Source organism: Cumulibacter manganitolerans, from assembly GCF_009602465.1.
Lineage (GTDB): Bacteria > Actinomycetota > Actinomycetes > Mycobacteriales > Antricoccaceae > Cumulibacter > Cumulibacter manganitolerans.
On the sequence record NZ_WBKP01000035.1, the window covers coordinates 1 to 21288 of the forward strand.

Genomic DNA, 21288 nt, shown 5'->3' on the forward strand with positions numbered 1-21288 from the left:
CATGTTCGCGCTGTTCGGTGACAGGATCCGCATCGACGACCGGCTCGCGATAGCCGCCGGCGGCATGGCGTTCTTCATCTACTTCATCGGCTGCGCCGAGCTGGAGACGATCTGGGGCACCTCGCTGCCCGGCGAGGTCGGCCGCGACCTGACCGGCATCCTCGAGGCGACTCGCGACGGCGACCTCGCGGGCCTGCTGATCGGCGGCGTCGACCCGTACGACCTGCCCGACCCCGCGCTGATGATCGAGGCGATGAAGGCCTCGAAGTTCGTCGTCAGCCTGGAGATCCTGCCGACCGCGGCGACCGAGTGGGCGGACGTCGTCCTGCCGGTTGCGCCGGTGGTCGAGAAGACCGGCACGTTCATCAGCTGGGAGGGGCGTCGCCGCCCGTTCGACATGACGCTGCACGCCACGGGCGCGCTGCCGGACTCGCGGGTGCTGCACCAGCTCGCCGACGAGCTCGACATCGACCTGGGCCTGGTCAGCGCCGAGCGGGCGATCGCCGAGATCGACCGCCTCGGCGGCACGACGCTGCGGCCGAGCAGCGGCCTCGGGCAGGTGCCCGTCCCGCCGCCGCTGCCGCCGGCAGGTCGGGCGCTGCTCGCGTCCTGGCATCAGCTGATCGACGAGGGCACGTTGCTCGAGGGCGAGGGCTACCTCAAGGGCACCGCCCGGCCGGCCGTGGCCCGGCTGTCGGCGGCGACCGCGCAGGAGATCGGCGCGGCGCAGGGCGAGATCGTGACCGTCAGCACCGCCGCCGGGTCGGTGAGCCTCCCGCTGGAGGTCACCGCGATGCCCGATCGTGTCGTGTGGATCCCGATGAACGCACCCAACAGCAAGCTGCGCCGCGACCTGCACGCCACCGTGGGCCAGGTCGTCGGTATCGCCGCCGGAGGTAGCAACTGATGAACGTGCTCGCTGCCAAGCTCCCGGCGGACGTGCCGACCCTCGCCGACTTCGGGCACGACCCGCTGTGGATCACGCTGATCAAGACCGTCGGCGCGTTCGCGCTGCTGGTCGTCATCGTGATCTTCACGATCGTGTGGGAGCGCAAGCTCATCGGCTACATGCAGAACCGTCCGGGCCCCAACCGCAACAGCCCGTGGGCGCTGCTGCAGTCGCTGTTCGACGGCGTGAAGCTGGCCTTCAAGGAAGAGGTCATCCCCAAGATGGCCGACAAGCCGGTCTACTGGATCGCTCCGGTGATCGTCGCCTTCCCGGCGTTCATGGCGTTCTCGGTCATCCCGGTCGGGCCCGTCGTGAGCATGTTCGGCCGCCACACGCCGCTGCAGCTCACCGACACCCCTGTCGGCGTGCTGGTGATCCTGGCCTGCGCCTCGGTCGGCGCGTACGGCGTGATCCTCGCGGGCTGGTCGTCCGGGTCGTCGTACCCGCTGATCGGCGGCCTGCGCTCGACGGCGCAGATCATCTCGTATGAGATCGCGATGGGCCTGGCCATCGTCGGCGTCTTCATGTGGGCCGGCACCATGTCGACCTCGGAGATCGTCGCCTCGCAGGGCATCCGCGGCTGGTTCTTCTGGATGCTGCCGGTCAGCTGCATCCTGTACATCATCGCGATGGTCGGTGAGACCAACCGTGCCCCGTTCGACCTCGCCGAGGCGGAGTCGGAGCTGGTCGGCGGCTTCCACACCGAGTACTCGTCGATGAAGTTCGCGATGTTCTTCCTGGCCGAGTACATCAACATGGCCAACGTGTCCGCGCTCGCCGCGACGATGTTCTTCGGCGGCTGGCGGGCACCGTTCTGGATCGACCACATCTGGGCCGGCGCCAACCACGGCTGGTGGCCGGTGCTGTGGTTCCTGCTGAAGGTGTTCCTGGGTCTGTCCTTCTTCATCTGGCTGCGCGCCGCGCTGCCGCGCATGCGCTACGACCAGTTCATGGCGTTCGGCTGGAAGTTCATGATCCCGGTCGCGCTGGTGTGGACGCTGTTCCTCGCGCTGATCCGCACCGGCATGTTCCGCAACGGCGACAAGATGCCGGCGTGGGGCTGGATCGCGATCGCCATCTTCACCGTCCTGGTGGTCGCCGCCGCGGCCTCGTACTTCCTGCGCAAGCAGCCGGAGCAGGACAACATCAACGCCAACCCGCCGTTCCCGATCCCGCCGATGAACCTCGCCGTCCCGTCCGGCGCCCGGTCCGCTGCCCCGCAGCGCGGGCGCGTGGGTGCCGGGCGGCGAGTCGGCGCGATCGCCTCGAAGGAGTCCACCGATGGCTAAGAGCTACCTGCCCGGCCCCCTGCAGGGCTTCGGGCTCACGTTCGCGACGATGTTCAGGAAGCGCGCGAACCTCAAGTACCCCGAGGTCAAGGTCGACGTCCAGCCGCGCTATCACGGGCGGCACGTGCTCAACCGGCACCCGGACGGGCTCGAGAAGTGCGTCGGGTGCGAGCTGTGCGCCTGGGCGTGCCCGGCCGACGCGATCTACGTCGAAGGCGGCGACAACACCGACGAGCGCCGGTTCTCGCCGGGGGAGCGCTACGGCAAGGTCTACCAGATCAACTACCTGCGGTGCATCGGCTGCGGCCTGTGCATCGAGGCCTGCCCGACGCGGTCGCTGACCATGAGCAACGACTACGAGATCGCCGACGACAACCGCCAGGACCTCATCTGGACGAAGGAAGATCTGCTGGCGCCGCTGCTGCCCGGCATGGAGCAGCCGCCGCACCCGATGCGGCTGGGTGACAGCGAGAAGGACTACTACGTCAACGGTCCGCAGCTGCTGCGCGAGTTCGAGAGCGGCGCGTCGCGCATCGAGGAGGAGTCCGCGAAATGACCTCAGTGACGACCGTGCTCGCTGCGGCACCGGGGGCGATGGGCGCCGGCGAGACGGCGATCTTCTTCGTCCTGGCGCCGGTCGCGGTGCTCGGGGCGCTCGGCATGCTGTTCTCCCGCAACGCGGTGCACTCGGCGTTGTGGCTGGTCGCGACGATGCTCAGCATCGGCGTGTTCTACATGGCGCAGGCCGGACCGTTCCTCGGCACCACCCAGATCATCGTCTACACCGGCGCGATCATGATCCTGTTCATCTTCGTGCTGATGCTGGTGGGTCGCGACGCCTCCGACTCGATGGTCGAGACGCTGCGTGGCCAGCGGGCGTACGCCGCCTGGTTCGGCATCGGGTTCGCCGCGATCGTCGGCGTGACGGTGCACCGGGCGACCAGCGACTTCACGCTGGTCGGGCTGGGCAAGGCCAACCAGACCTACGGCGGCAACGTCCAGGGCCTCGCCGCGCTGATCTTCACCGACTACCTGTTCGCCTTCGAGCTCACCTCGGCGCTGCTGATCACCGCCGCGGTCGGCGCTATGGTGCTCGCGCACATCGAGCGTGGCCCGGTCAGGACGCAGAAGGAGCGCGCGATGGCGCGCTTCGCCTCCGACCGCCCGCACCCGCTGCCCGGGCCCGGCGTGTTCGCGACCTCGCACTCGGTCGCCACCCCGGCGCTGCTGCCGGACGGCTCGATCGCGGAGGAGAGCCAGTCGACCGGCGTCGAGATGCTGCCGCTGGCCAAGGGGCACCTGATCGGCAAGGAACGCACCGCGGCGACGCGCTCCACGCCCTCGATCTCCGAAGGAGAGGACGCATGAGCCCGGCCGTCTACCTGGTCCTCGCGGCCATCCTGTTCACGATCGGCGTCGTCGGCGTGCTCGTGCGCCGCAACGCGATCGTGGTGTTCATGTCGATCGAGCTGATGCTGAACTCGGCCAACCTGACGCTGTCGACGTTCGCCCGCATGCACGGGCAGATCGACGGCCAGCTGATCGCCTTCTTCGTGATGGTGGTCGCCGCGGCCGAGGTCGTGGTCGGTCTGGCGATCATCATGGCGATCTTCCGTACCCGCCGCTCGGCCTCGGTCGACGACGCGAACCTGCTGAAGTACTAAGGGACAGATGTGACGACCTCTATGACACTTGCCGCCGAGCAGGTCGAAGCGGTGGCCGCCGGGGCACCCTTCAACCTGATGTGGCTGCTGATCGCGCTGCCGCTGCTCGGCTCGGCCGTCCTGCTGCTGGCCGGTCGCCGCGCCGACAGGTGGGGGCACCTGCTCGGCTGCGCGACGGTGATCATCGCCTTCGCACTCGGGCTGTACCTCTTCTTCGCGCTCAAGGGATCGCCGGACAAGGCGCAGAACCTGCACATGTTCACCTGGTCGGCCTCCGGTGACCTGAAGATCGACGCCGGCCTGCTGCTCGACCCGCTGTCGATCACGTTCGTCCTGCTGATCACGGGTGTCGGCTCGCTGATCCACATCTACTCCATCGGCTACATGGGCCACGACCCCGAGCGGCGCAAGTTCTTCGCCTACCTCAACCTCTTCGTCGCGGCGATGCTGCTGCTGGTGCTGGGCAACTCCTACGTCGCGCTCTACTTCGGCTGGGAGGGCGTCGGCGTCGCGTCGTACCTGCTGATCTCGTTCTGGAACTACAAGCCGTCCGCGGCGACCGCCGCTAAGAAGGCGTTCATCATGAACCGCGTCGGCGACGTCGGCCTGGCGATCGCGATCTTCGTGATGTTCACCAAGATCGGCAGCACGTCGTACGCCGACGTGTTCGCCGGCGTCGGCACGCTCACCGGCGGCGTCGTGACCGCGGTCGGCCTGCTGCTGCTGCTCGGCGCGTGCGGCAAGTCCGGCCAGGTGCCGCTGCAGGCGTGGCTGCCGGACGCGATGGAGGGCCCGACCCCGGTGTCGGCGCTCATCCACGCGGCGACGATGGTCACCGCGGGCGTCTACCTGATCTGCCGCTCCAACCCGATCTTCGACGCGAGCGACACCGCGCGCCTGGTCGTCACCATCGTCGGCGCCGTCACGCTGCTCTACGGCAGCATCGCCGGCTGCGCCTACGACGACATCAAGAAGGTGCTCGCGTACTCGACGGTCTCGCAGATCGGCTACATGTTCCTCGCCGCGGGCCTCGGCCCGGGCGTCTACGCCCTCGCGATCGTGCACCTCGTCGCGCACGGCTTCTTCAAGGCCGGGCTGTTCCTCGGCGCCGGCTCGGTGATGCACGGCATGAACGACGAGGTCGACATGCGCAAGTTCGGCGGCCTGTGGAAGCACATGAAGATCACCTTCGTGACCTTCGGGCTCGGCTACCTCGCGCTGATCGGCATCCCGCCGCTGTCCGGCTACTTCTCGAAGGACCCGATCATCGAGGCCGCGTTCGCCCGCGGCGGCACGGAGGGCTGGCTGCTCGGCGGTGCCGCGCTGCTCGGCGCCGGGCTGACCGCCTTCTACATGAGCCGGCTGATGTTCATGACCTTCTTCGGCAAGGAGCGGTGGGACGAGGGAGTGCACCCGCACGAGTCGCCGTCGACGATGACCGTTCCGATGATCATCCTGTCGCTGGGCTCGATCGGCGCGGGCTTCTTCCTCGCCGCGAACCTGCCCGGGTGGCTCGAGCCGTCGCTGGGCGCGGAGATCGACCTGCACCACGCGATGGAGAAGAGCCCGATCCCGTCGACCGTGCTGCTCGTGCTCACGCTGCTGTTCATCGTGCTCGGCATCGTGGCCGCCTGGTTCTTCGTGGGCTCGAAGGACGTGCCGCGCGTCGCGCCGGCCCGCGTCGCCTTCCCGGTGCGCGCGGCACGCGCGAACCTCTACGGTGACGCCTTCAACGAGTCGGTCTTCGAGCGTCCCGGCCTGGCGCTGACCCGCGCCTCGATGTGGTTCGAGGACCGCGGGATCGACGGCGCGGTCAACGGCCTGTCCGGTGGCCTGGCGGCCGGTTCGCTGCGCGTCCGGCGCGCCCAGAACGGCGCCGTCCGAAGCTATGCCCTGTCCATGCTCTTCGGCGTGATCCTGGTGATCGTGGCGCTGCTGGCGGTGAGGTTCGCGTGAGCAACTTTCCTTTCCTGTTCCTGCTGATCGTTCTGCCGCTGCTCGGCGCGATCGTCGTGGCGTACGTCGGTCGCGACGAGGCCGGCGAGGACATCGCGAAGAAGGCGGCGGTCGGCTTCGCGCTGCTCGAGCTGCTGATAGCGATCGTCATGCTGATCGCGTTCGACCCGAAGGGCGAGCGGCTGCAGTTCACCACCAGCGTCGGCTGGATCAAGTCGATCGGGGTGAGCTTCTCGCTCGGCACCGACGGCATCGCGCTGTTGCTCATCGTGCTCACCGCGCTGCTGGTGCCGATCGTCATGATCGCGTCGTGGCGGCGCGAGTCGCTCGGTGACGACGTCAACGAGCCGGGCTCGCTGGATCCCGAGCTGCCGGCGACCGGCTCGCGGGCCCGCTACTTCGCGTGGATCCTGGCCCTCGAGGTCTTCATGATCGGCGTCTTCGCCGCGACCGACGTGTTCCTGTTCTACGTCTTCTTCGAGGCGATGCTGATCCCGACGTACTTCCTGATCGGCGGCTACGGCTCCTCGCGGCGTCGTCCGGCGGCCATGAAGTTCATCCTCTACAGCCTCGTCGGCGGTCTGGTGATGCTCGCCAGCGTCATCGGCCTGTACGTCGTCAGCAAGGACCAGCTCGGTACCGCCACCTTCTCGTGGGACGCGCTGCGCCAGCTCGACATCTCGCACTCGACCCAGACCTGGCTGTTCCTCGGGTTCTTCGTCGCGTTCGCGATCAAGGCCCCGCTGGTGCCGGTGCACACGTGGCTGCCGGCCTCCGGTGGTGAGGGCCCGATCGGCACCACCGTGCTCCTGGTCGGCATCCTCGACAAGGTCGGCACCTTCGGGTTCCTGCGCTACTGCCTGCCGCTGTTCCCGGACGCGTCGCGCTCGCTCGCGCCGCTGGTGCTGGTGCTCGCGGTGATCGGCATCATCTACGCGGCCCTCCAGGCGGTCGGCCAGGACGACGTGAAGAAGCTCGTCACCTACACGTCGATCGCGCACTTCGGCTACATCGCGCTGGGGGTCTTCGCGTTCACCACGCAGGCCGGCGCGGGCGCCGTGCTGTACATGTTCAACCACGGCATCTCGACGGGGCTGCTGCTGCTGACCGTCGGCATGGTGGTCGCCCGCGGCCGCAGCCGCAGCATCCGGCAGTACAGCGGCGTGTACCGCGTCGCGCCGTGGCTGGCCGGGATCATGTTCCTGGCGGGCATGGCCGGCCTCGCGCTGCCGGGCACCAACTCGTTCGTGTCGGAGTTCCTGGTGCTGATCGGGTCGTACGGCCGCGAGCCGGTGTTCACGATTATCGCGACCATCGGCATCGTGTTCGCGGCGCTGTACGTGCTGTGGCTGATCCAGCGGATGCTGATGGGACCGGCCCGCGGCGTCGTTCCGGCGCCGGCCGTCGACCCGGCCGGCCACGGCCACGACGTCCACCCGGACGACGAGCCGGAGCTCGACGGGTCCGAGGAGGACCGGGCGGCCGCCGACCTCGGTGCGCCGCGTCCGGCGGCGCGCCGCGCGAAGGTGGCCGTGCAGGAGCGGCAGAAGGTGGCCGCCGTGCGGGCACGCGTCTTCGGGGATCTGAGCCCGCGCGAGATCGGCGTCCTGGCGCCGCTGGTCGCGCTCGTGTTCATCCTCGGCTTCTACCCCCAGCCGGTCCTGAACATCATCAACCCCGCTGTGGAGCAGACCTTGCAGACTGACGTCGGCATCGATCACCCGGGCGCACCGGTAGACGCGTCCGCGAACGGAGACGGCAAGTGAACGTCCTAGCCGCGGGGATCCCCACCCCGTCCATCGCCTACGCGGCACTCTCACCGATCCTGGTGATCCTGCTGGCGGCCCTCATCGGCGTCCTCATCGAGGCGTTCGTGCCGCGCGCGGCACGCTTCCCGTCGCAGGTCGGCCTGGCCGTCGTGTCCATCTTCGGCGCGCTGATCGCGGTGTTCGCCGAGCGCAAGACGGCGGCCGTGGTGATCGGTCGGGCCATCGCCATCGACGGTCCCGCGCTGATCTCGATGGCGGTGCTGCTGGTGTTCGGGTTGCTGTCGGTCATGCTGTTCGCCGACCGCAGCCTCGACTACGTCGGCAACACCAAGGTCTCGCACTTCGTCGCCGAGGGCGCCGTGCCGGCCGGGTCCCGTGCGGACCGCGCGCTGCTGACCAGCGAGCGGGTCCAGACCGAGGTCTTCCCGCTGGCGATGTTCTCGCTGTCGGGCATGATGATCTTCGTCGCGAGCAACAACCTGCTGGTGATGTTCGTGGCGCTCGAGGTCTTCTCGCTGCCGCTGTACCTCATCGCGGGCCTGAACCGCCGCCGCCGGCTGCTCTCGCAGGAGGCCGCCGTGAAGTACTTCCTGCTGGGGTCCTTCGGCTCCGGGTTCTTCATCTACGGCATCGCGCTGATCTACGGCTTCGCCGGCAGCCTCGACCTGCGGGCGATATCCGAGGCGACGACGTCCGACCTCGGGCACGACGGGCTGCTGGCCATCGGCATCGGCCTGATGCTCGTCGGCCTGTTCTTCAAGGCCGGCGTCGCGCCGTTCCACCAGTGGACGCCCGACGTCTACCAGGGCTCGCCGACCCCGGTCGCCGGGTTCATGTCCGCCGCGACGAAGCTGGCCGCGTTCGTCGGCCTGCTGCGCGTGCTGTACGTCGGGCTCACCTTCGTCGGCGCGAGCTTCTGGCAGCCCGCCCTGGCGATCTTCGCGGTGATCTCGATGGCGGTCGGCGCGGTGTTCGGCCTGGCGCAGACCGACCTCAAGCGCATGCTGGCGTACTCCTCGGTGGCGCACGCGGGCTTCATCCTGGTCGCGGTGCTCGCCAACACGCAGCACGGCGTCTCGGCCACGATGTTCTACATCACCACGTACGGCCTGAGCTCGATCGCGGCGTTCGCCTGCGTCAGCCTCGTGCGGCGTCCGGACGGCGAGATGTCGCGCCTCGAGGACTGGCGCGGCATGGGACGCCGCAAGCCCGTGCTCGCGGGGATCATGACCGTGCTGATGCTGTCGATGACCGGTATCCCGCTGACCGCGGGATTCATCGGCAAGTTCCAGGCGTTCAGCGCGGCGATCGACGCCGGATACGGCTGGCTGGTCGTGGTCGCGCTGCTGATGAGCGCGGTCACCGCCGCATTCTACCTCCGCCTGGTCGTGCTGATGTACTTCCACGAGCCGGCCGAGGACGCCGCGCTGGTCGTCGAGCCGGGCACCGCGACGGACGTCGTGATCTGGATCTGCACCGCCCTCACCGTCCTGTTCGGTGTGCTCCCGGGCCCGCTGCTCGACCTGGTGGCCAAGGCCACGCTGTTCATCGGCTGATTCGGTGCCGCCCACTGCTGGAGACCAGTCGCTGCGCGTGGCGGGGATCGACTTCCCGGACTCGCAGATCGCGGCGTCGCTGCGTGACGGGCTCGAGCGGATCGAGAAGCGTCTGCTGGATGCCTGCCGCAGCGACGACCTGACGCTCGACGAGGCGGCGAAGCACCTGGCGCAGGCCGGGGGCAAGCGGTTTCGTCCGCTGCTGGTGCTGCTCGCCTCGCAGCTGGGCGCGCCGGGCTCGGTGGAGGTCGACAAGGCCGCCGTCGTCGTCGAGCTGACGCACCTGGCCACGCTGTACCACGACGACGTGATGGACGAGGCGGAGATTCGCCGCGGCGCGGAGAGCGCCAACTCGCGGTGGACCAACAGCATCGCGATCCTGGCCGGGGACTACCTGTTCGCGGCGGCCTCCATCCTCGTCTCGCAGCTGGGCCCGGAGGCGGTGCGCATCCAGGCCGAGACGTTCCAGCGCCTGGTGACCGGACAGATCCAGGAGACCGTGCCTCCGCCGGCCGGCAGCGATCCCGTGCAGCGGTATCTCGAGGTGCTGGCGGGCAAGACCGGATCGCTGATCGCGACGTCCGGCCGGTTCGGCGCGATGTTCGGCGGTGCCTCCGAGGACGTCGTCGAGGCGATGACGCAGTTCGGTGAGGCGATCGGGATGGCCTTCCAGCTCTCCGACGACCTGATCGACATCACCTCGGACGCCGAGGATCTCGGCAAGGCGACCGGCACGGACCTGCGCGAGGGCGTGGCGACCTTGCCGATGCTCTATGCGCTGAGCGATCCGCAGACCTCGCCGCGGCTGCGTGAGCTGCTGCAGGCCGGCCCGCTGACCGACGACGCCACGCACCGCGAAGCCCTCGAGCTTCTTCGCGCATCCTCCGGTATGGATCGGGCGCGCGAGGTGCTCGGCGAGTACGTCGAGCGCGCCCGCGCGCAGCTCGCGCGGCTGCCCGAGGGCGCCGCCCGCGAGGCCCTGGACGCGCTGGTGGACTTCATGCAGGTCCGTTCGAGCTAGTCTGGAGAGGTGGCCAGGGGGCCGACCCGCGGCAGAACACTCATCCGCGGATCGTGGTTGTTCGACGGCACCGGCGCGGCACTGATCGCCGAGCCCGCGGTGCTGGTCGACGACGACCGGATCATCGGCGTGTTCAGCGCTGGCTCGTCCGGCGGGGGAAGCCCTCCGCCGGTGGGGACCACGGTCATCGACCTGCCGGGCTGCACGCTTCTTCCCGGGCTGATCGACACCCACGTGCATCTGGCGTTCGACGCCGGACCCGACCCGGTCGGCGCGCTGGCCGCGCGGTCGGACGACGCGGTGGTCGCGGCGATGATCGATGCGGGCCGGTCCGCGCTGCGCGGTGGCGTGACGACCGTCCGCGACCTCGGCGATCGGGACTACCTGTCCCTGGGGCTGCGCGGCCGTGCGGACCTGCCCACGATCGTCGCCTCCGGGCCACCGATCACCACCCGGCAGGGGCACTGCCACTACCTCGGTGGCGGCATCGAGCCGACCGAGCCGGCGATGCGGCGGGCGGTGGCCGAGCATGCCGACCGAGGCGTCGACGTCGTCAAGGTGATGGCCAGCGGGGGAACCCTGACGCCCGGCACCTACCAGCACCTGCCGCAGTTCGACGGCCCGCTGCTGCGGGTGGCGGTCGACGAGGCGCACCGCCGCGGGCTGCCGCTGACGGCGCACGCGCACGCCGTCACCGCGGTGCTGGATGCAGTCGCCGCAGGGGCCGACGGCGTGGAGCACTGCAGCTTCTGGACCGAGGACGGCGTCGCGGCGCCGTCCAACGAGCAGCTGGACGCGTTGAAGCGCTCCGGGATCGTGGTCGGCGCGACCGTTGGGATGGTGCCCTTCCCCGGGGCGCAGCCGCCTGCGGCGGTGCTTCGGCGAATGCCGGGGCGCATCGCGGCCGGCTACGACGCCGACCTGCTGGCGGTCGACGGCGACCCGCTGCAGGACCCGGCCGCCCTGGGCCGCGTCCGGCAGGTGCTCGTGCGTGGCCGGCTGGTCACTTGACACATGTGATCGGCGCCACGTAACGTCGCGGCGAGTTGATACGTCAGTCATCTTCGCGAGGGCCGGATGAGGATTTCCTGCAACTACGGCGTCTGCACCGGGAACGGCCTGTGCGAGGAGGCCGCGCCGGACTACTTCGAGATCCAGGACAACGGCGATCTGCTGATCCTCCGCGAGGACGTCGCGACCGACGACGTTCCGGAGGTCGAGCGCGCGGTGGCCGGCTGCCCCACCCAGGCGCTCACCCTCGACGACGAGACCTAGCCACCGACGAAGGACGAGTGCCATGACGGCTGTACACATCGAGGGGATCGACGCCACCGTCACGATCCCGAGCCCGACCGATCGGCCGGCGACGACCGACAAGGACATCTCCAGCCAGCGGTTCTGGGCGCAGTCGTTCGACGAGCGTGAGAAGACGTTCGCGTGGCTGCGCGAGCACGCCCCCGTCAGCTGGCACCGCCCGCTGGAGGTGGAGTATCCCGTCGAGGTGCACCACGAGCGCGGCTTCTGGGCGATCGTCAAGGCGAAGGACATCACCTACGTCAGCCGCAACCACGAGCTGTTCAGCTCCGACCAGCAGATCAACAACATCATGCTGCGGCCGCGGTTCCCCGCGGCCATCAGCCGGCCCTCCTGCCTCGAGATGGACCCGCCGCTGCACACCGACTACCGCAAGGTGATGAGCACGGCGTTCACCCCGAAGGGGGTCCGGCGGATCACCGACAAGATCAACGAGCGCGCCGCGCAGATCATCGACCGCGTGGTGGGCGCCGGTGACATCGACTTCGTCGAGGAGGTCTCGGCAAAGCTCCCCATGCTCACCGTCGCCGACATGGTCGGCGTGCCCGAGAGCCAGGTGCACGCCTTCGCGCAGGCCGCAGACGGCTTCGTCGGTGCACACGACCCGGACGTCAACGGCGGCATGGACCCGACGGAGTTCGCTCTGCAGCAGGTCGGCATCGTCATGCAGATCGGCCTGGAGGCGATGGCCTATCGCAAGGACCATCCCTCGGACGACATCGCGACCGCGCTGGCGAACGCCGACCACGTCTTCGGCCGGCCGCTGAACCAGGCCGAGGTGGGCGCGGTCATGCTGCTGCTGGCGGTCGCCGGCAACGACACCACGAAGCAGACCACGACCCGCACGGTCATGTCGCTCTGGGAGCACCCCGAGCAGCGCGCGTGGCTGATGGAGGACTTCGACGGGCGGATCATGCCCTCGATCGACGAGTTCGTCCGGCACGCCTCGCCGGTGATCGAGTTCGCGCGGACCGCGACGCGCGACGTCGAGCTGGGCGGTCAGCTGATCCCCCAGGGCGACAAGGTGGTCATCTTCTACTGCTCGGGCAACCGCGACGATGAGGTGTTCACCGATCCGGCCCGCTTCGACCTGCAGCGCCCGGCGTCCAACCACGTCGGGTTCGGTGGCGGGGGAGTGCACTTCTGCCTCGGCAACGGCGTCGCCAAGGCCCAGCTGCGTGCGATGTTCCAGCAGATCCTCACCAAGCTGCCCGGCATGCAGATCACCGGCGAGCCCGTACCGCTGTTGAGCGAGTTCATCCGCGGCGTGAAGCACCTCCCGGTGCACATCCCCAGACCGTCCGGGAAGGACCACCGCCACGCCCAGGTCAGCGACATGCGCGTGAAGAAAGGAAGACGGTGACCCGGCAAGGGGCGAGTATCCGGCCAGACGACGAGGCGGCAGTGCTCGGCGGGTCGCTGCTCGGTCGGCTGAGCGGTCCCATCATGGTGGGGTGCGCTGCGGTCCTCGCGCCGGCGATGATGTCGGACGTCTACCCGGGCGCCGGCGCCGCGGTTCTCGTATGTGGAGCGATCGTCCTGGCGTGGAGCGTCGCTCGCGCTGGCCGCCTTGCCGTGGTGGCGACGTCCCAGGCGTTGGTCGTGGTGAACCCGTTTCGGACGGTTCGCATCGACTGGGACGACATCGCCTCGGTGCGACACGTGCAGACCCCGTGGACGTCGACCCCCCGGGGTGCACCGCAACGGCGCGTCTTCAGTATCAGTCATAGCGCTTTCGGGACGGTTCAACGATGTCCGTTACGAGTGGTACGTCGAGTCCGCAGACGTCGTCGGCGACCATGGCGTCGCCCGCGGCATCCTCGCGGAACTGACAAGCCAGCGATAGCATCGGGCGGCCGGCGGTTCGTCAGTGCGCGCGGGCGACGTCCGAGTCGCGCAGCAGCGGCGTGCGGTCGCGCGGACCGTCGATCGACTCCTCCCGGATGCGCCAGAGCGAGAGCGACGCGAGCGCCAGCCCGATCGCGCTGGCCAGGCCGCCCGATCCACCGAAGGGCGCGAGCACGCACACCACCAGGATCACCACGAAGCTGAGATGCGCCGCACCCAGCCGATGCAGCAGCGGCGCCTCCGCCAGCGAGTGCTCGCGCGCGAACCATGCGCCGTACGCCGCGCAGGCGCCGAACGCCAGCAGCATGACGAAGGCGAAGACGCCGGCGACCCGCTTGCCGAGCACCGCCCCCACCGCGTCCGAGGAGTTCATCAGCGCGGCAAGGCCCAGCACCAGGAAGGCGAGTGAGCGCAGCGGCGCGCGCACGACGCGATATGCGATCGGGTTCATGGTTCCCCCTGTGGTGACCCACGCCCTGGATTGGGGGCTTTTTGTCCCGCAGATGGCGATGTGAACCCTATTATGCGGCGCGTTCGGGTGAACTCCAGGGAAACGTCAGGTAAACCCGAGAAACGATGCAGAACCGTGGCCGAGGGCCAGGCGGGTGCTCAGACGCTCCAGGTGTCCTTGCCGCGCAACAGGGCATCGAGGTCGTGCGCGCCGGTCTGCATCTGGTGCTGCAGCTGCTCCTGGGCCTGCGAGTCGTACGTCGGCCTGTGCGCCTGGCGGAAGATGCCCATCGGGGTGTGCGTCAGATCGGTGCCCGAGAGCCGCGACAGGGCGAAGGCGTAGGCCGGATCGTCGGCGTGCGCATCGTGCGTCACGATCTGCGACGGATCCACCGACGCCTCATCGACGACCTTCAGGGAGAACCCGTCGCGGACGACGGCCCGCCGGTGCTCCTTGCCGAAGACCAGCGGCTGCCCGTGCTCGATCGGCAGGATCGCCTCGTCGCGGGTGTCCGGGTTCTTCAGGATGTCGAACGCCCCGTCGTTGAAGATGTTGCAGTTCTGGTAGATCTCCACCAACGCGGTCCCGTTGTGCTGCGCCGCGGCCGTCAGCACGGACGTCAGGTGCTTGCGGTCCGAGTCGAGCGTGCGGGCGACGAACGACGCCTCCGCGCCGAGCGCCAGCGACACCGGGTTGAACGGGTGGTCGAGCGAGCCGACCGGGGTCGACTTGGTGATCTTCCCGACCTCCGACGTGGGGGAGTACTGCCCCTTGGTCAGCCCGTAGATGCGGTTGTTGAACAGCAGGATCTTCACGTTCACGTTGCGTCGCAGCGCATGGATCAGGTGGTTGCCGCCGATCGACAGCGAGTCGCCGTCGCCGGTGATGACCCACACCGAGAGGTCCGGACGCGCCGTCGCCAGCCCGGTGGCGATCGCCGGCGCGCGGCCGTGGATCGAGTGCATGCCGTACGTATCGACGTAGTAGGGGAACCGCGACGAGCAGCCGATTCCGGAGACCATCACGACGTTCTCGCGCTTGACGCCGAGATCGGGCAGGAACCCCTGGAACGCCGCGAGGATCGCGTAGTCACCGCAGCCGGGGCACCAGCGCACCTCCGAGGAGGACGTGAAGTCCTTGCGGGTCTGCGGTTCCTCGGCAAGCGGTACGCCGTCCATGCCACCGACCTTGGGCATTCCGAGCATCACCTGTGAGGTCACGAGCCGTCCACTTCCTTCACGATCTGGCCCAATACGTCTTCCAGCTCCACGGCGCCGAACGGCAGCCCGCGGACCTTGTTGTAGCCCTCGGCGTCCACCAGGTACTTCGCGCGCACCAGCATCCGCAGCTGCCCGAGGTTCATCTCCGGGATGATCACGCGCTCGTAGCGGGCGAGCACCTCGCCGAGGTCGTTCGGCAGCGGGTTCACGTGTCGCAGGTGCGCCTGCGCGATCTTGCCGCCGGAGGCCCGCACCCGACGAACGCCGGCGGTGATCGGGCCGTACGTCGAGCCCCAGCCGAGCGCCAGCACCTTCGCGGACCCGGACGGGTCGTCGATGGCGGTGGGTGCGTACGTCGACGCGATGCCGTCGACCTTGCCCTGCCGCAGCCGCACCATCAGGTCGTGGTTGTCGGGGTCGTAGGAGATCTCGCCGGTCTCGTTCGCCTTCTCGATGCCGCCGATCCGGTGCTCGAGCCCCGCCGTTCCCGGGATCGCCCACGCGCGGGCGAGCGTCTCGGGGTCGCGCTTGTAAGGCAGGAACTGGCCGTCCGCACCGTTGGGCTCGGTGGCGCGGTTCAGCTCGATCGGCTCGAGGTCGCTGACCGACGGCACCTGCCACGGCTCGCTGCCGTTGCCGATGTAGCCGTCGGACAGCAGGATCACCGGGGTGCGGTAGGTCAGCGCGATACGGGCCGCCTCGATCGCCGCGTCGAACGCGTCGGACGGCGACTTCGCCGCGATCACCGGCACCGGCGACTCGCCGTTGCGGCCGTACACCGCCTGCAGCAGGTCGGCCTGCTCGGTCTTCGTCGGCAGGCCCGTCGACGGGCCGCCGCGCTGCACGTCGATGATCAGCAGCGGCAGCTCGAGGGAGACGGCCAGGCCGATCGTCTCGGCCTTGAGCGCCACACCCGGGCCGGACGTCGTCGTCACGCCCAGGTGGCCGCCGAAGGACGCGCCGAGCGCCGAGGCGATACCGGCGATCTCGTCCTCGGCCTGGAAGGTGAGCACGTTGAACGACTTCAGCGCCGAGAGCTCGTGCAGGATGTCCGAGGCGGGGGTGATCGGGTAGCTGCCCAGGAACACCGGCAGGCCCGCCAGCCGCCCGGCGGTCACCAAGCCGTAGGCCAGCGCCTTGTTGCCGGTGATCGTGCGGTAGGTGCCCTTGGGCAGGGCCGCCGGCGACACCTCGTAGCTCACCGAGAACGACTCGGTGGTCTCGCCGTACGCCCAACCGGCCTTGAAGGCGGCGATGTTGGCCTCGGCGATCACGGGGTCCTTCGCGAACTTCTTGCGCAGGAACTCGGCGGTGCCCTCGGTGGGCCGGTTGTACATCCAGCACAGCAGACCCAGCGCGAACATGTTCTTGCTGCGCTGCGCCTCCTTCTTGCCGATCTCGAAGTCCTTGAGGGCCTCGACGGTCAGCGACGTCAGCTGCACCGGGTGCACGCGCACGCGGTGCAGCGAGTCGTCCTCCAGGGGGTTCGAGCCGTAGCCGACCTTCTGCAGGTTGCGCTTGGTGAACTCGTCGGTGTTGACGATGACGTCCTTGCCGTCCGGGACGTCCTTGATGTTGGCCTTCAGCGCGGCCGGGTTCATCGCGACGAGCACGTCGGGGGCGTCCCCGGGCGTCACGATGTCGTAGTCGGCGAAGTGCAGCTGGAAGCTCGAGACGCCGGCGAGGGTGCCGGCGGGGGCGCGGATCTCGGCGGGGAAGTTGGGCAGCGTGGACAGGTCGTTGCCGAACGCCGCCGTCTCGGTGGTGAACCGGTCGCCGGTGAGCTGCATTCCGTCGCCTGAGTCTCCGGCGATGCGGATGACGACGCGCTGCAGCTGCTTGGTTTCCTTCGCCATCGGCGAGCGACCTTCTTCCTTGTACGACGACGCCGTCTGCCAGCGAGGGTTCGGCGTACCTCCATTGTGTCACCGGATGCCGTGGAGCGCTGGAGCCGGCGCCCGGGTCCGGCGTTTACCTGCCGCACACGTGGCGCCCCAGGTGGTTACGTCCTCGAAACATCGACGGCGGGGCTCCGAAACAGAGCCCCCTCAGGATGAATCCATCGTTCTTCAGGAGCGATGCCTGGTGAGTCCCGGGCGCGGCCCCCGCGTCGCGTCCGGGACGCCGGGGCTGTTCGACCGTTCGATCAACCCATCACGCGAAGGAGAGGCCTCATGCAGACCTCTGTACTCGCCGCAGCTGCGGACCCTGCTGGATTCGACACCGGATCCATCGCCTGGGTGCTCATCAGCGCGGCACTCGTTTTCCTCATGACTCCGGCGCTGGCGTTCTTCTACGGCGGCATGGTCCGCGCGAAGCACGTGCTCGGCATGCTCATGCAGAACTTCACCGCCATCGCAGTCGGCTCGATCGTCTGGCTGCTGATCGGCTTCTCGCTGGCCTTCGGCAAAGGCAGCGCGATCATCGGCGACTTCACGTTCGCCGGGCTGACGAACCCGTCGGAGGCGATTCCCGGCTTCGAGTCGCTCGCCGTCCCGCCGATGGTGTTCGTCGTCTTCCAGATGACCTTCGCGGTGATCACCCTCGCGCTGATCACCGGCGCGACCGCCGATCGCTGGAAGTTCGGCGCGTTCGTCGGCTTCGGCGCGCTCTGGCTGCTCGTCGTCTACGCGCCCATCGCGCACTGGGTGTGGTCGCCGTCCGGCTGGATCGCCGGCCTCGGCGCGCTGGACTTCGCCGGCGGCACGGTCGTGCACATCAACGCCGGCACCGCCGGCCTGGCGATGGCGATCATGCTCGGACGCCGCCGGGGCTACGGCAAGGACCCGATGCGCGGGCACAACATCCCGTTCGTGCTGCTCGGCGCCGGTCTGCTGTGGTTCGGCTGGTTCGGCTTCAACGCCGGCTCGGCGCTCGCGGTCAACGACGGCAATACCCAGCTCGCCGCCATCTCGTTCATCAACACGATCATCGCGCCGGCCGCCGCACTCGCCGGGTGGGCGATCTACGAAAAGCTGCGCCACGGCGCGTCGACGACGCTCGGCGCGGCGTCCGGCGCCGTCGCCGGGCTCGTCGCGATCACCCCGTGCGCGGGATTCGTCACCCCGCTGGCCTCGATCCCGATCGGTCTCGTCGCCGGCATCCTGTGCGCCTTCAGCCTCGGCCTGAAGGAGAAGGTCAAGGTGGACGACGCGCTCGACGTCGTCGCGGTGCACCTCATCGGCGGCGTGTGGGGCTCGATCGCCGTCGGCCTGTTCGCCACCAGCTCGGTCAACTCGCTCGTGAGCGACCCGGGCCTGCTCGTCGGCGGTGGCCCGGCGTTGCTCGGCAAGCAGATCCTGGCCGTTGCGGTCGTCCTCGTGTACTCCTTCGTCGGTACATTCGTCATCGGAAAGCTCGTCGGGCTGGTTGCCCGCGGCCACCGCGTCGACGTCGAGACCGAGATCACCGGACTCGACCAGGCGATGCACAGCGAGACGGCCTACGAGTTCACCGACTCCGGTCACGGAGCGCAGACCCGGGGCAGCGCGCTCGACCTGGCTGCCGCGTCCACCGCGATGAAGAAGGAAGCACAGGTATGAAACTCGTAACCGCAGTCATCAAGCCGTTCATGCTGGGCGACGTCAAGGAGGCGCTGGAATCCCTCGGAGTCTCCGGGATGACCATCGGCGAGGTCTCCGGCTACGGCCGGCAGAAGGGTCATACCGAGATCTACCGCGGCTCGGAGTACGAGGTCGACCTGGTGCCGAAGATCAAGCTCGAGGTCATCTGCGACGAGATGGACCTCGACGGGATCGTCAACGAGATCGTCCGCGCCGCCAACACCGGCAAGATCGGTGACGGCAAGGTCTGGGTGACCACCGTGGACCAGGTAGTCAGGGTGCGGACCGGTGAGCGCGACGCCGACGCAGTCTGAGACAGTCCGCGCAGCTCGGGACCGGCTCATTCGTGATGGGTCGGTGGTCGGTCCCGAGCTGCGCGCCAGGCTCACGTCGCTGTACGACCGGTGGCTGGCGAGCCTGCTGCCGGCCGACCAGCCCATCGCGCTGGTCGCCGTCGGCGGCCTCGGGCGCCAGGAGCCCGCGCCGTACAGCGATCTCGACCTCGTGCTGCTGCACGACCTGCCCGCGCGGCGGGTCCGGGAGGTCGCCGACTCCATCTGGTACCCGATCTGGGACGCCGGTCTGGGCCTGGACCACTCGGTGCGCACCGTCGACGAGACGGCGAAGCTCGCCGGCTCCGACGTCAAGGTCTCCCTCGGGCTGCTCGACGTCCGGTTCATCGCCGGCGACGCGGGGCTCGCGGGGGAGGCTCGCCAGCGGATCGCGTCGGCCTGGCGGGTCAACGCGGCCACCCGCGCCGAGCAGCTGCAGCAGATGGCCCTGGAGCGGGCCGAGGGATTCGGCCACGTCGCCTACCTGCTGCAGCCGAACCTCAAGCAGGCCTACGGCGGCCTGCGCGACGCGATGATCCTGCGAGCGCTCGCCCGCGCGCAGCTGATCGACATCCGCCCCGCCGTCCGCGACGCTCTGGGCACCCTGCTCGACGTCCGCGGAGAGGTCCAGCGGCACGCGCGCAAGGCCAACGACGTCCTGCTGGCGCAGGACCGCGCGGCGATCGCCGCGTCGCTGGGCATGTCCGACGGCACGACGCTGCTGCGCGAGGTCAACTACGCCGGCCGCACCATCACGCACGCCATCGACACCGCGTTCCGGCGGGCCGCCAGCCGCCGCGCGGAGGCGAGCTCGGGGGGCCTGCGGGCCCGGCTGCGCCGGCCGTCGCGGGTCGGACCGGTGCGGGAGGGCCTGGCGAAGGACGTCGTGACGCACGCCGGCGAGGTGGTGCTCGCCCGGGACGCCAAGCCCGCCCTCGACAGCGGGCTGCTGCTGCGGGTCGCCCGGGCCGCGGCGTACGCCGACCTGCCGATCTCGTCGTTCACCCTCGATCGGCTGCGGATCGAGTCGCCGGCGGACCTTCCGCTGTGGACCGACGAGATGCGGACCGACTTCGTGGCGCTGCTGGCGGCCGGCCCGCCGCTGCTGCGGGTGTGGGAGTCGCTGGACCAGCACGGGCTGCTCGTTCGGTTGCTGCCGGAGTGGGAGCACGTGCGCTCCCTCGCGCAGCACAACGCCGTGCACACCTTCACCGTGGACCGCCACCTGCTGCAGACCGCGATCGAGGTCGGTGCGGCGAGCGCGGTGAGCCGGCCCGACCTGCTGCGCGTCGGGGCGCTGCTGCACGACATCGGGAAGGGCCGGCCCGGGGACCACTCCGAGGTGGGCGCCACCATCGCGCGCGAGATCGCGCAGCGGATGGGCTTCCCGGAGTCCGACTGCGAGCTCATCGACCGCCTGGTGCGCTACCACCTGCTGCTGCCGGACCGCGCCCAGCGCCGGGACCTCACCGACCCGCGCACGGTGCAGTCGGTGATCGAGAAGGTCGGGTCCGCACCGCTGGTCGTGGAGCTGCTGCAGGCGCTGTCGCTCGCCGACGCGCGCGCGACCGGGCCGGCCGCCCACTCGCAGTGGAAGACCGACCTGATCGGCGAGCTGGTGACGCGCGTGAAGGCCGCCCAGGCGGGGGAGCCGATCGACGAGCTGGACCTCGTCGACGAGCTGGCCACCGACCTGCTCACCGCGGACCCGCTGGAGCCGTTCGCGGTGACCATCGGGCGGGCGCCGGGCGCCTACCAGCGGACCGCCGTCGTGCTGCGCGACGGCTCGGTCAGCGCGGCACAGGTCGCCGGCGTGCTGTCGGCGTCCTCGCTGAACATCCGGCGCGCCCGGTTCAGCGACATCGACGGGAGCCGGCTGCTGGACTTCATCGTCGAGCCGCGGTTCGGGTCGATGCCCCGGGCGGAGGAGATCAGCGAGTCCGTGCGCCGCGTGTACGACGGGTCGCTCGACGTCCGCGAACGGCTCGCCCGCAAGGCGGCGGCGTACGACAAGCCGGTCAACCCCGACCTCTACCTGCGGTGGGTGGACAACGCGGCCACCAGCGCGTCGGTGCTGGAGGTGCAGGCCGCCGACCGGACCGCCTTGCTGTTCCACCTCATGGGCGCGTTCGATGCGGCGGGGGTGCAGGTGCGCTCGGCGGTGATCGAGTCGTACGGCCCGTCGGTGGTCGACTCGTTCTACCTGCAGTCCACGCGCGGCGAGCCGCTCGGGCGCGAGGACAAGCGCGCGGTGGAGATCGAGCTGGAGCGCCTCGGCGAGCAGACCGGTCCGCGGTAGCACGGCACGGCGGCGCCCGGCGTGCGAAGGTGAGAGGACCACCGCAGCGCCGGCGGT

The 21288-nt window shown here is 69.5% G+C and carries 18 protein-coding genes and 1 pseudogene; 16 read left to right on the forward strand and 3 right to left on the reverse strand.

The genetic code is table 11. The features are described from left to right. From F8A92_RS12585 to F8A92_RS19375, 13 genes and pseudogenes are all read left to right on the forward strand, one after another. A partial coding sequence (locus F8A92_RS12585; RefSeq protein WP_153505518.1) for a molybdopterin dinucleotide binding domain-containing protein occupies positions 1-907 on the forward strand: 907 nt, incomplete at its 5' end. Then, a complete protein-coding gene (nuoH, locus tag F8A92_RS12590; RefSeq protein ID WP_153505519.1) occupies positions 907-2238 on the forward strand; it encodes an NADH-quinone oxidoreductase subunit NuoH in 1332 nt (443 codons plus the stop codon). The genes F8A92_RS12585 and nuoH, both read left to right, overlap by 1 nt. Beyond that, entirely contained in the window at positions 2231-2794 is a 564-nt protein-coding gene (nuoI, locus tag F8A92_RS12595) for an NADH-quinone oxidoreductase subunit NuoI (RefSeq protein ID WP_153505520.1), read from the forward strand. The genes nuoH and nuoI overlap by 8 nt, the downstream gene beginning before the upstream one ends. Next, positions 2791-3606: an NADH-quinone oxidoreductase subunit J gene (locus tag F8A92_RS12600; protein ID WP_153505521.1), complete on the forward strand. Its 816-nt coding sequence runs from the start codon at positions 2791-2793 to the stop codon at positions 3604-3606. Before nuoI ends, F8A92_RS12600 begins: the two co-directional genes overlap by 4 nt. Continuing rightward, positions 3603-3902, forward strand: a complete 300-nt coding sequence (gene nuoK, locus F8A92_RS12605; protein WP_153505522.1) for an NADH-quinone oxidoreductase subunit NuoK — start codon at positions 3603-3605, stop codon at positions 3900-3902. The genes F8A92_RS12600 and nuoK overlap by 4 nt, the downstream gene beginning before the upstream one ends. Positions 3903-3911: 9 nt before the next feature. Continuing rightward, positions 3912-5858 (forward strand): NADH-quinone oxidoreductase subunit L, encoded by a 1947-nt coding sequence (gene nuoL, locus F8A92_RS12610; protein WP_228389420.1) that lies wholly within the window; start codon positions 3912-3914, stop codon positions 5856-5858. Continuing rightward, a complete protein-coding gene (locus F8A92_RS12615; RefSeq protein WP_153505523.1) occupies positions 5855-7624 on the forward strand; it encodes an NADH-quinone oxidoreductase subunit M in 1770 nt (589 codons plus the stop codon). The genes nuoL and F8A92_RS12615 overlap by 4 nt, the downstream gene beginning before the upstream one ends. Continuing rightward, positions 7621-9183 (forward strand): NADH-quinone oxidoreductase subunit NuoN, encoded by a 1563-nt coding sequence (gene nuoN / locus F8A92_RS12620; RefSeq protein ID WP_153505524.1) that lies wholly within the window; start codon positions 7621-7623, stop codon positions 9181-9183. The genes F8A92_RS12615 and nuoN overlap by 4 nt, the downstream gene beginning before the upstream one ends. Before the next feature lie 4 nt (positions 9184-9187). Further along, positions 9188-10204, forward strand: coding sequence for a polyprenyl synthetase family protein (locus F8A92_RS12625; RefSeq protein WP_153505525.1), 1017 nt, complete (start codon positions 9188-9190; stop codon positions 10202-10204). A 57-nt stretch (positions 10205-10261) separates the two neighbouring features. Next, the gene (locus F8A92_RS12630) at positions 10262-11215 is read left to right on the forward strand and encodes an amidohydrolase family protein (protein ID WP_228389421.1); all 954 of its coding nucleotides are present in this window, start codon (positions 10262-10264) and stop codon (positions 11213-11215) included. Positions 11216-11281: 66 nt separating this feature from the next. Beyond that, entirely contained in the window at positions 11282-11479 is a 198-nt protein-coding gene (locus tag F8A92_RS12635) for a ferredoxin (RefSeq protein WP_153505527.1), read from the forward strand. Between the two features lie 22 nt (positions 11480-11501). Next, positions 11502-12881 (forward strand): cytochrome P450, encoded by a 1380-nt coding sequence (locus F8A92_RS12640; RefSeq protein ID WP_153505528.1) that lies wholly within the window; start codon positions 11502-11504, stop codon positions 12879-12881. A 119-nt stretch (positions 12882-13000) separates the two neighbouring features. Next, positions 13001-13183, forward strand: a pseudogene (locus F8A92_RS19375) (PH domain-containing protein); the annotation flags it as partial. Between the two features lie 202 nt (positions 13184-13385). On the opposite strand, the gene F8A92_RS19100 reads toward F8A92_RS19375, so the two are convergent. From F8A92_RS19100 to F8A92_RS12655, 3 genes are all read right to left on the reverse strand, one after another. Beyond that, positions 13386-13817 carry a hypothetical protein gene (locus F8A92_RS19100; protein WP_228389422.1) on the reverse strand — a complete coding sequence of 144 codons (432 nt, stop codon included), beginning with the start codon at positions 13815-13817 and terminating at the stop codon, positions 13386-13388. Positions 13818-13975: 158 nt separating this feature from the next. Next, positions 13976-15037 carry a 2-oxoacid:ferredoxin oxidoreductase subunit beta gene (locus F8A92_RS12650; protein WP_228389423.1) on the reverse strand — a complete coding sequence of 354 codons (1062 nt, stop codon included), beginning with the start codon at positions 15035-15037 and terminating at the stop codon, positions 13976-13978. Then, the gene (locus F8A92_RS12655; protein WP_153505529.1) at positions 15034-16893 is read right to left on the reverse strand and encodes a 2-oxoacid:acceptor oxidoreductase subunit alpha; all 1860 of its coding nucleotides are present in this window, start codon (positions 16891-16893) and stop codon (positions 15034-15036) included. Before F8A92_RS12655 ends, F8A92_RS12650 begins: the two co-directional genes overlap by 4 nt. A 318-nt stretch (positions 16894-17211) precedes the next feature. Here F8A92_RS12655 and F8A92_RS12660 point away from each other — a divergent pair, with 318 nt between their 5' ends. The 3 genes from F8A92_RS12660 to F8A92_RS12670 are packed head-to-tail and all read left to right on the forward strand — an operon-like array spanning position 17212 to position 21231. Beyond that, on the forward strand, positions 17212-18579 hold the full coding sequence (locus F8A92_RS12660; protein WP_153505530.1) for an ammonium transporter: 1368 nt from the start codon (positions 17212-17214) through the stop codon (positions 18577-18579). After that, positions 18576-18914: a P-II family nitrogen regulator gene (locus tag F8A92_RS12665; protein WP_153505531.1), complete on the forward strand. Its 339-nt coding sequence runs from the start codon at positions 18576-18578 to the stop codon at positions 18912-18914. The genes F8A92_RS12660 and F8A92_RS12665 overlap by 4 nt, the downstream gene beginning before the upstream one ends. Positions 18915-18957: 43 nt before the next feature. Next, on the forward strand, positions 18958-21231 hold the full coding sequence (locus F8A92_RS12670) for a [protein-PII] uridylyltransferase (protein WP_267130045.1): 2274 nt from the start codon (positions 18958-18960) through the stop codon (positions 21229-21231). Positions 21232-21288: the final 57 nt, after the last annotated feature.

Bases quoted from the DNA above. Each gene is read 5' to 3' on its own strand.
- nuoH (WP_153505519.1), top strand. From the start codon at position 907: ATGAACGTGCTCGCTGCCAAGCTCCCGGCGGACGTGCCGACCCTCGCC.
- nuoI (WP_153505520.1), top strand. From the start codon at position 2,231: ATGGCTAAGAGCTACCTGCCCGGCCCCCTGCAGGGCTTCGGGCTCACG.
- F8A92_RS12600 (WP_153505521.1), top strand. From the start codon at position 2,791: ATGACCTCAGTGACGACCGTGCTCGCTGCGGCACCGGGGGCGATGGGC.
- nuoK (WP_153505522.1), top strand. From the start codon at position 3,603: ATGAGCCCGGCCGTCTACCTGGTCCTCGCGGCCATCCTGTTCACGATC.
- F8A92_RS12635 (WP_153505527.1), top strand. From the start codon at position 11,282: ATGAGGATTTCCTGCAACTACGGCGTCTGCACCGGGAACGGCCTGTGC.
- F8A92_RS12640 (WP_153505528.1), top strand. From the start codon at position 11,502: ATGACGGCTGTACACATCGAGGGGATCGACGCCACCGTCACGATCCCG.
- F8A92_RS19100 (WP_228389422.1), bottom strand. From the start codon at position 13,817: ATGAACCCGATCGCATATCGCGTCGTGCGCGCGCCGCTGCGCTCACTC.
- F8A92_RS12655 (WP_153505529.1), bottom strand. From the start codon at position 16,893: ATGGCGAAGGAAACCAAGCAGCTGCAGCGCGTCGTCATCCGCATCGCC.
- F8A92_RS12660 (WP_153505530.1), top strand. From the start codon at position 17,212: ATGCAGACCTCTGTACTCGCCGCAGCTGCGGACCCTGCTGGATTCGAC.
- F8A92_RS12665 (WP_153505531.1), top strand. From the start codon at position 18,576: ATGAAACTCGTAACCGCAGTCATCAAGCCGTTCATGCTGGGCGACGTC.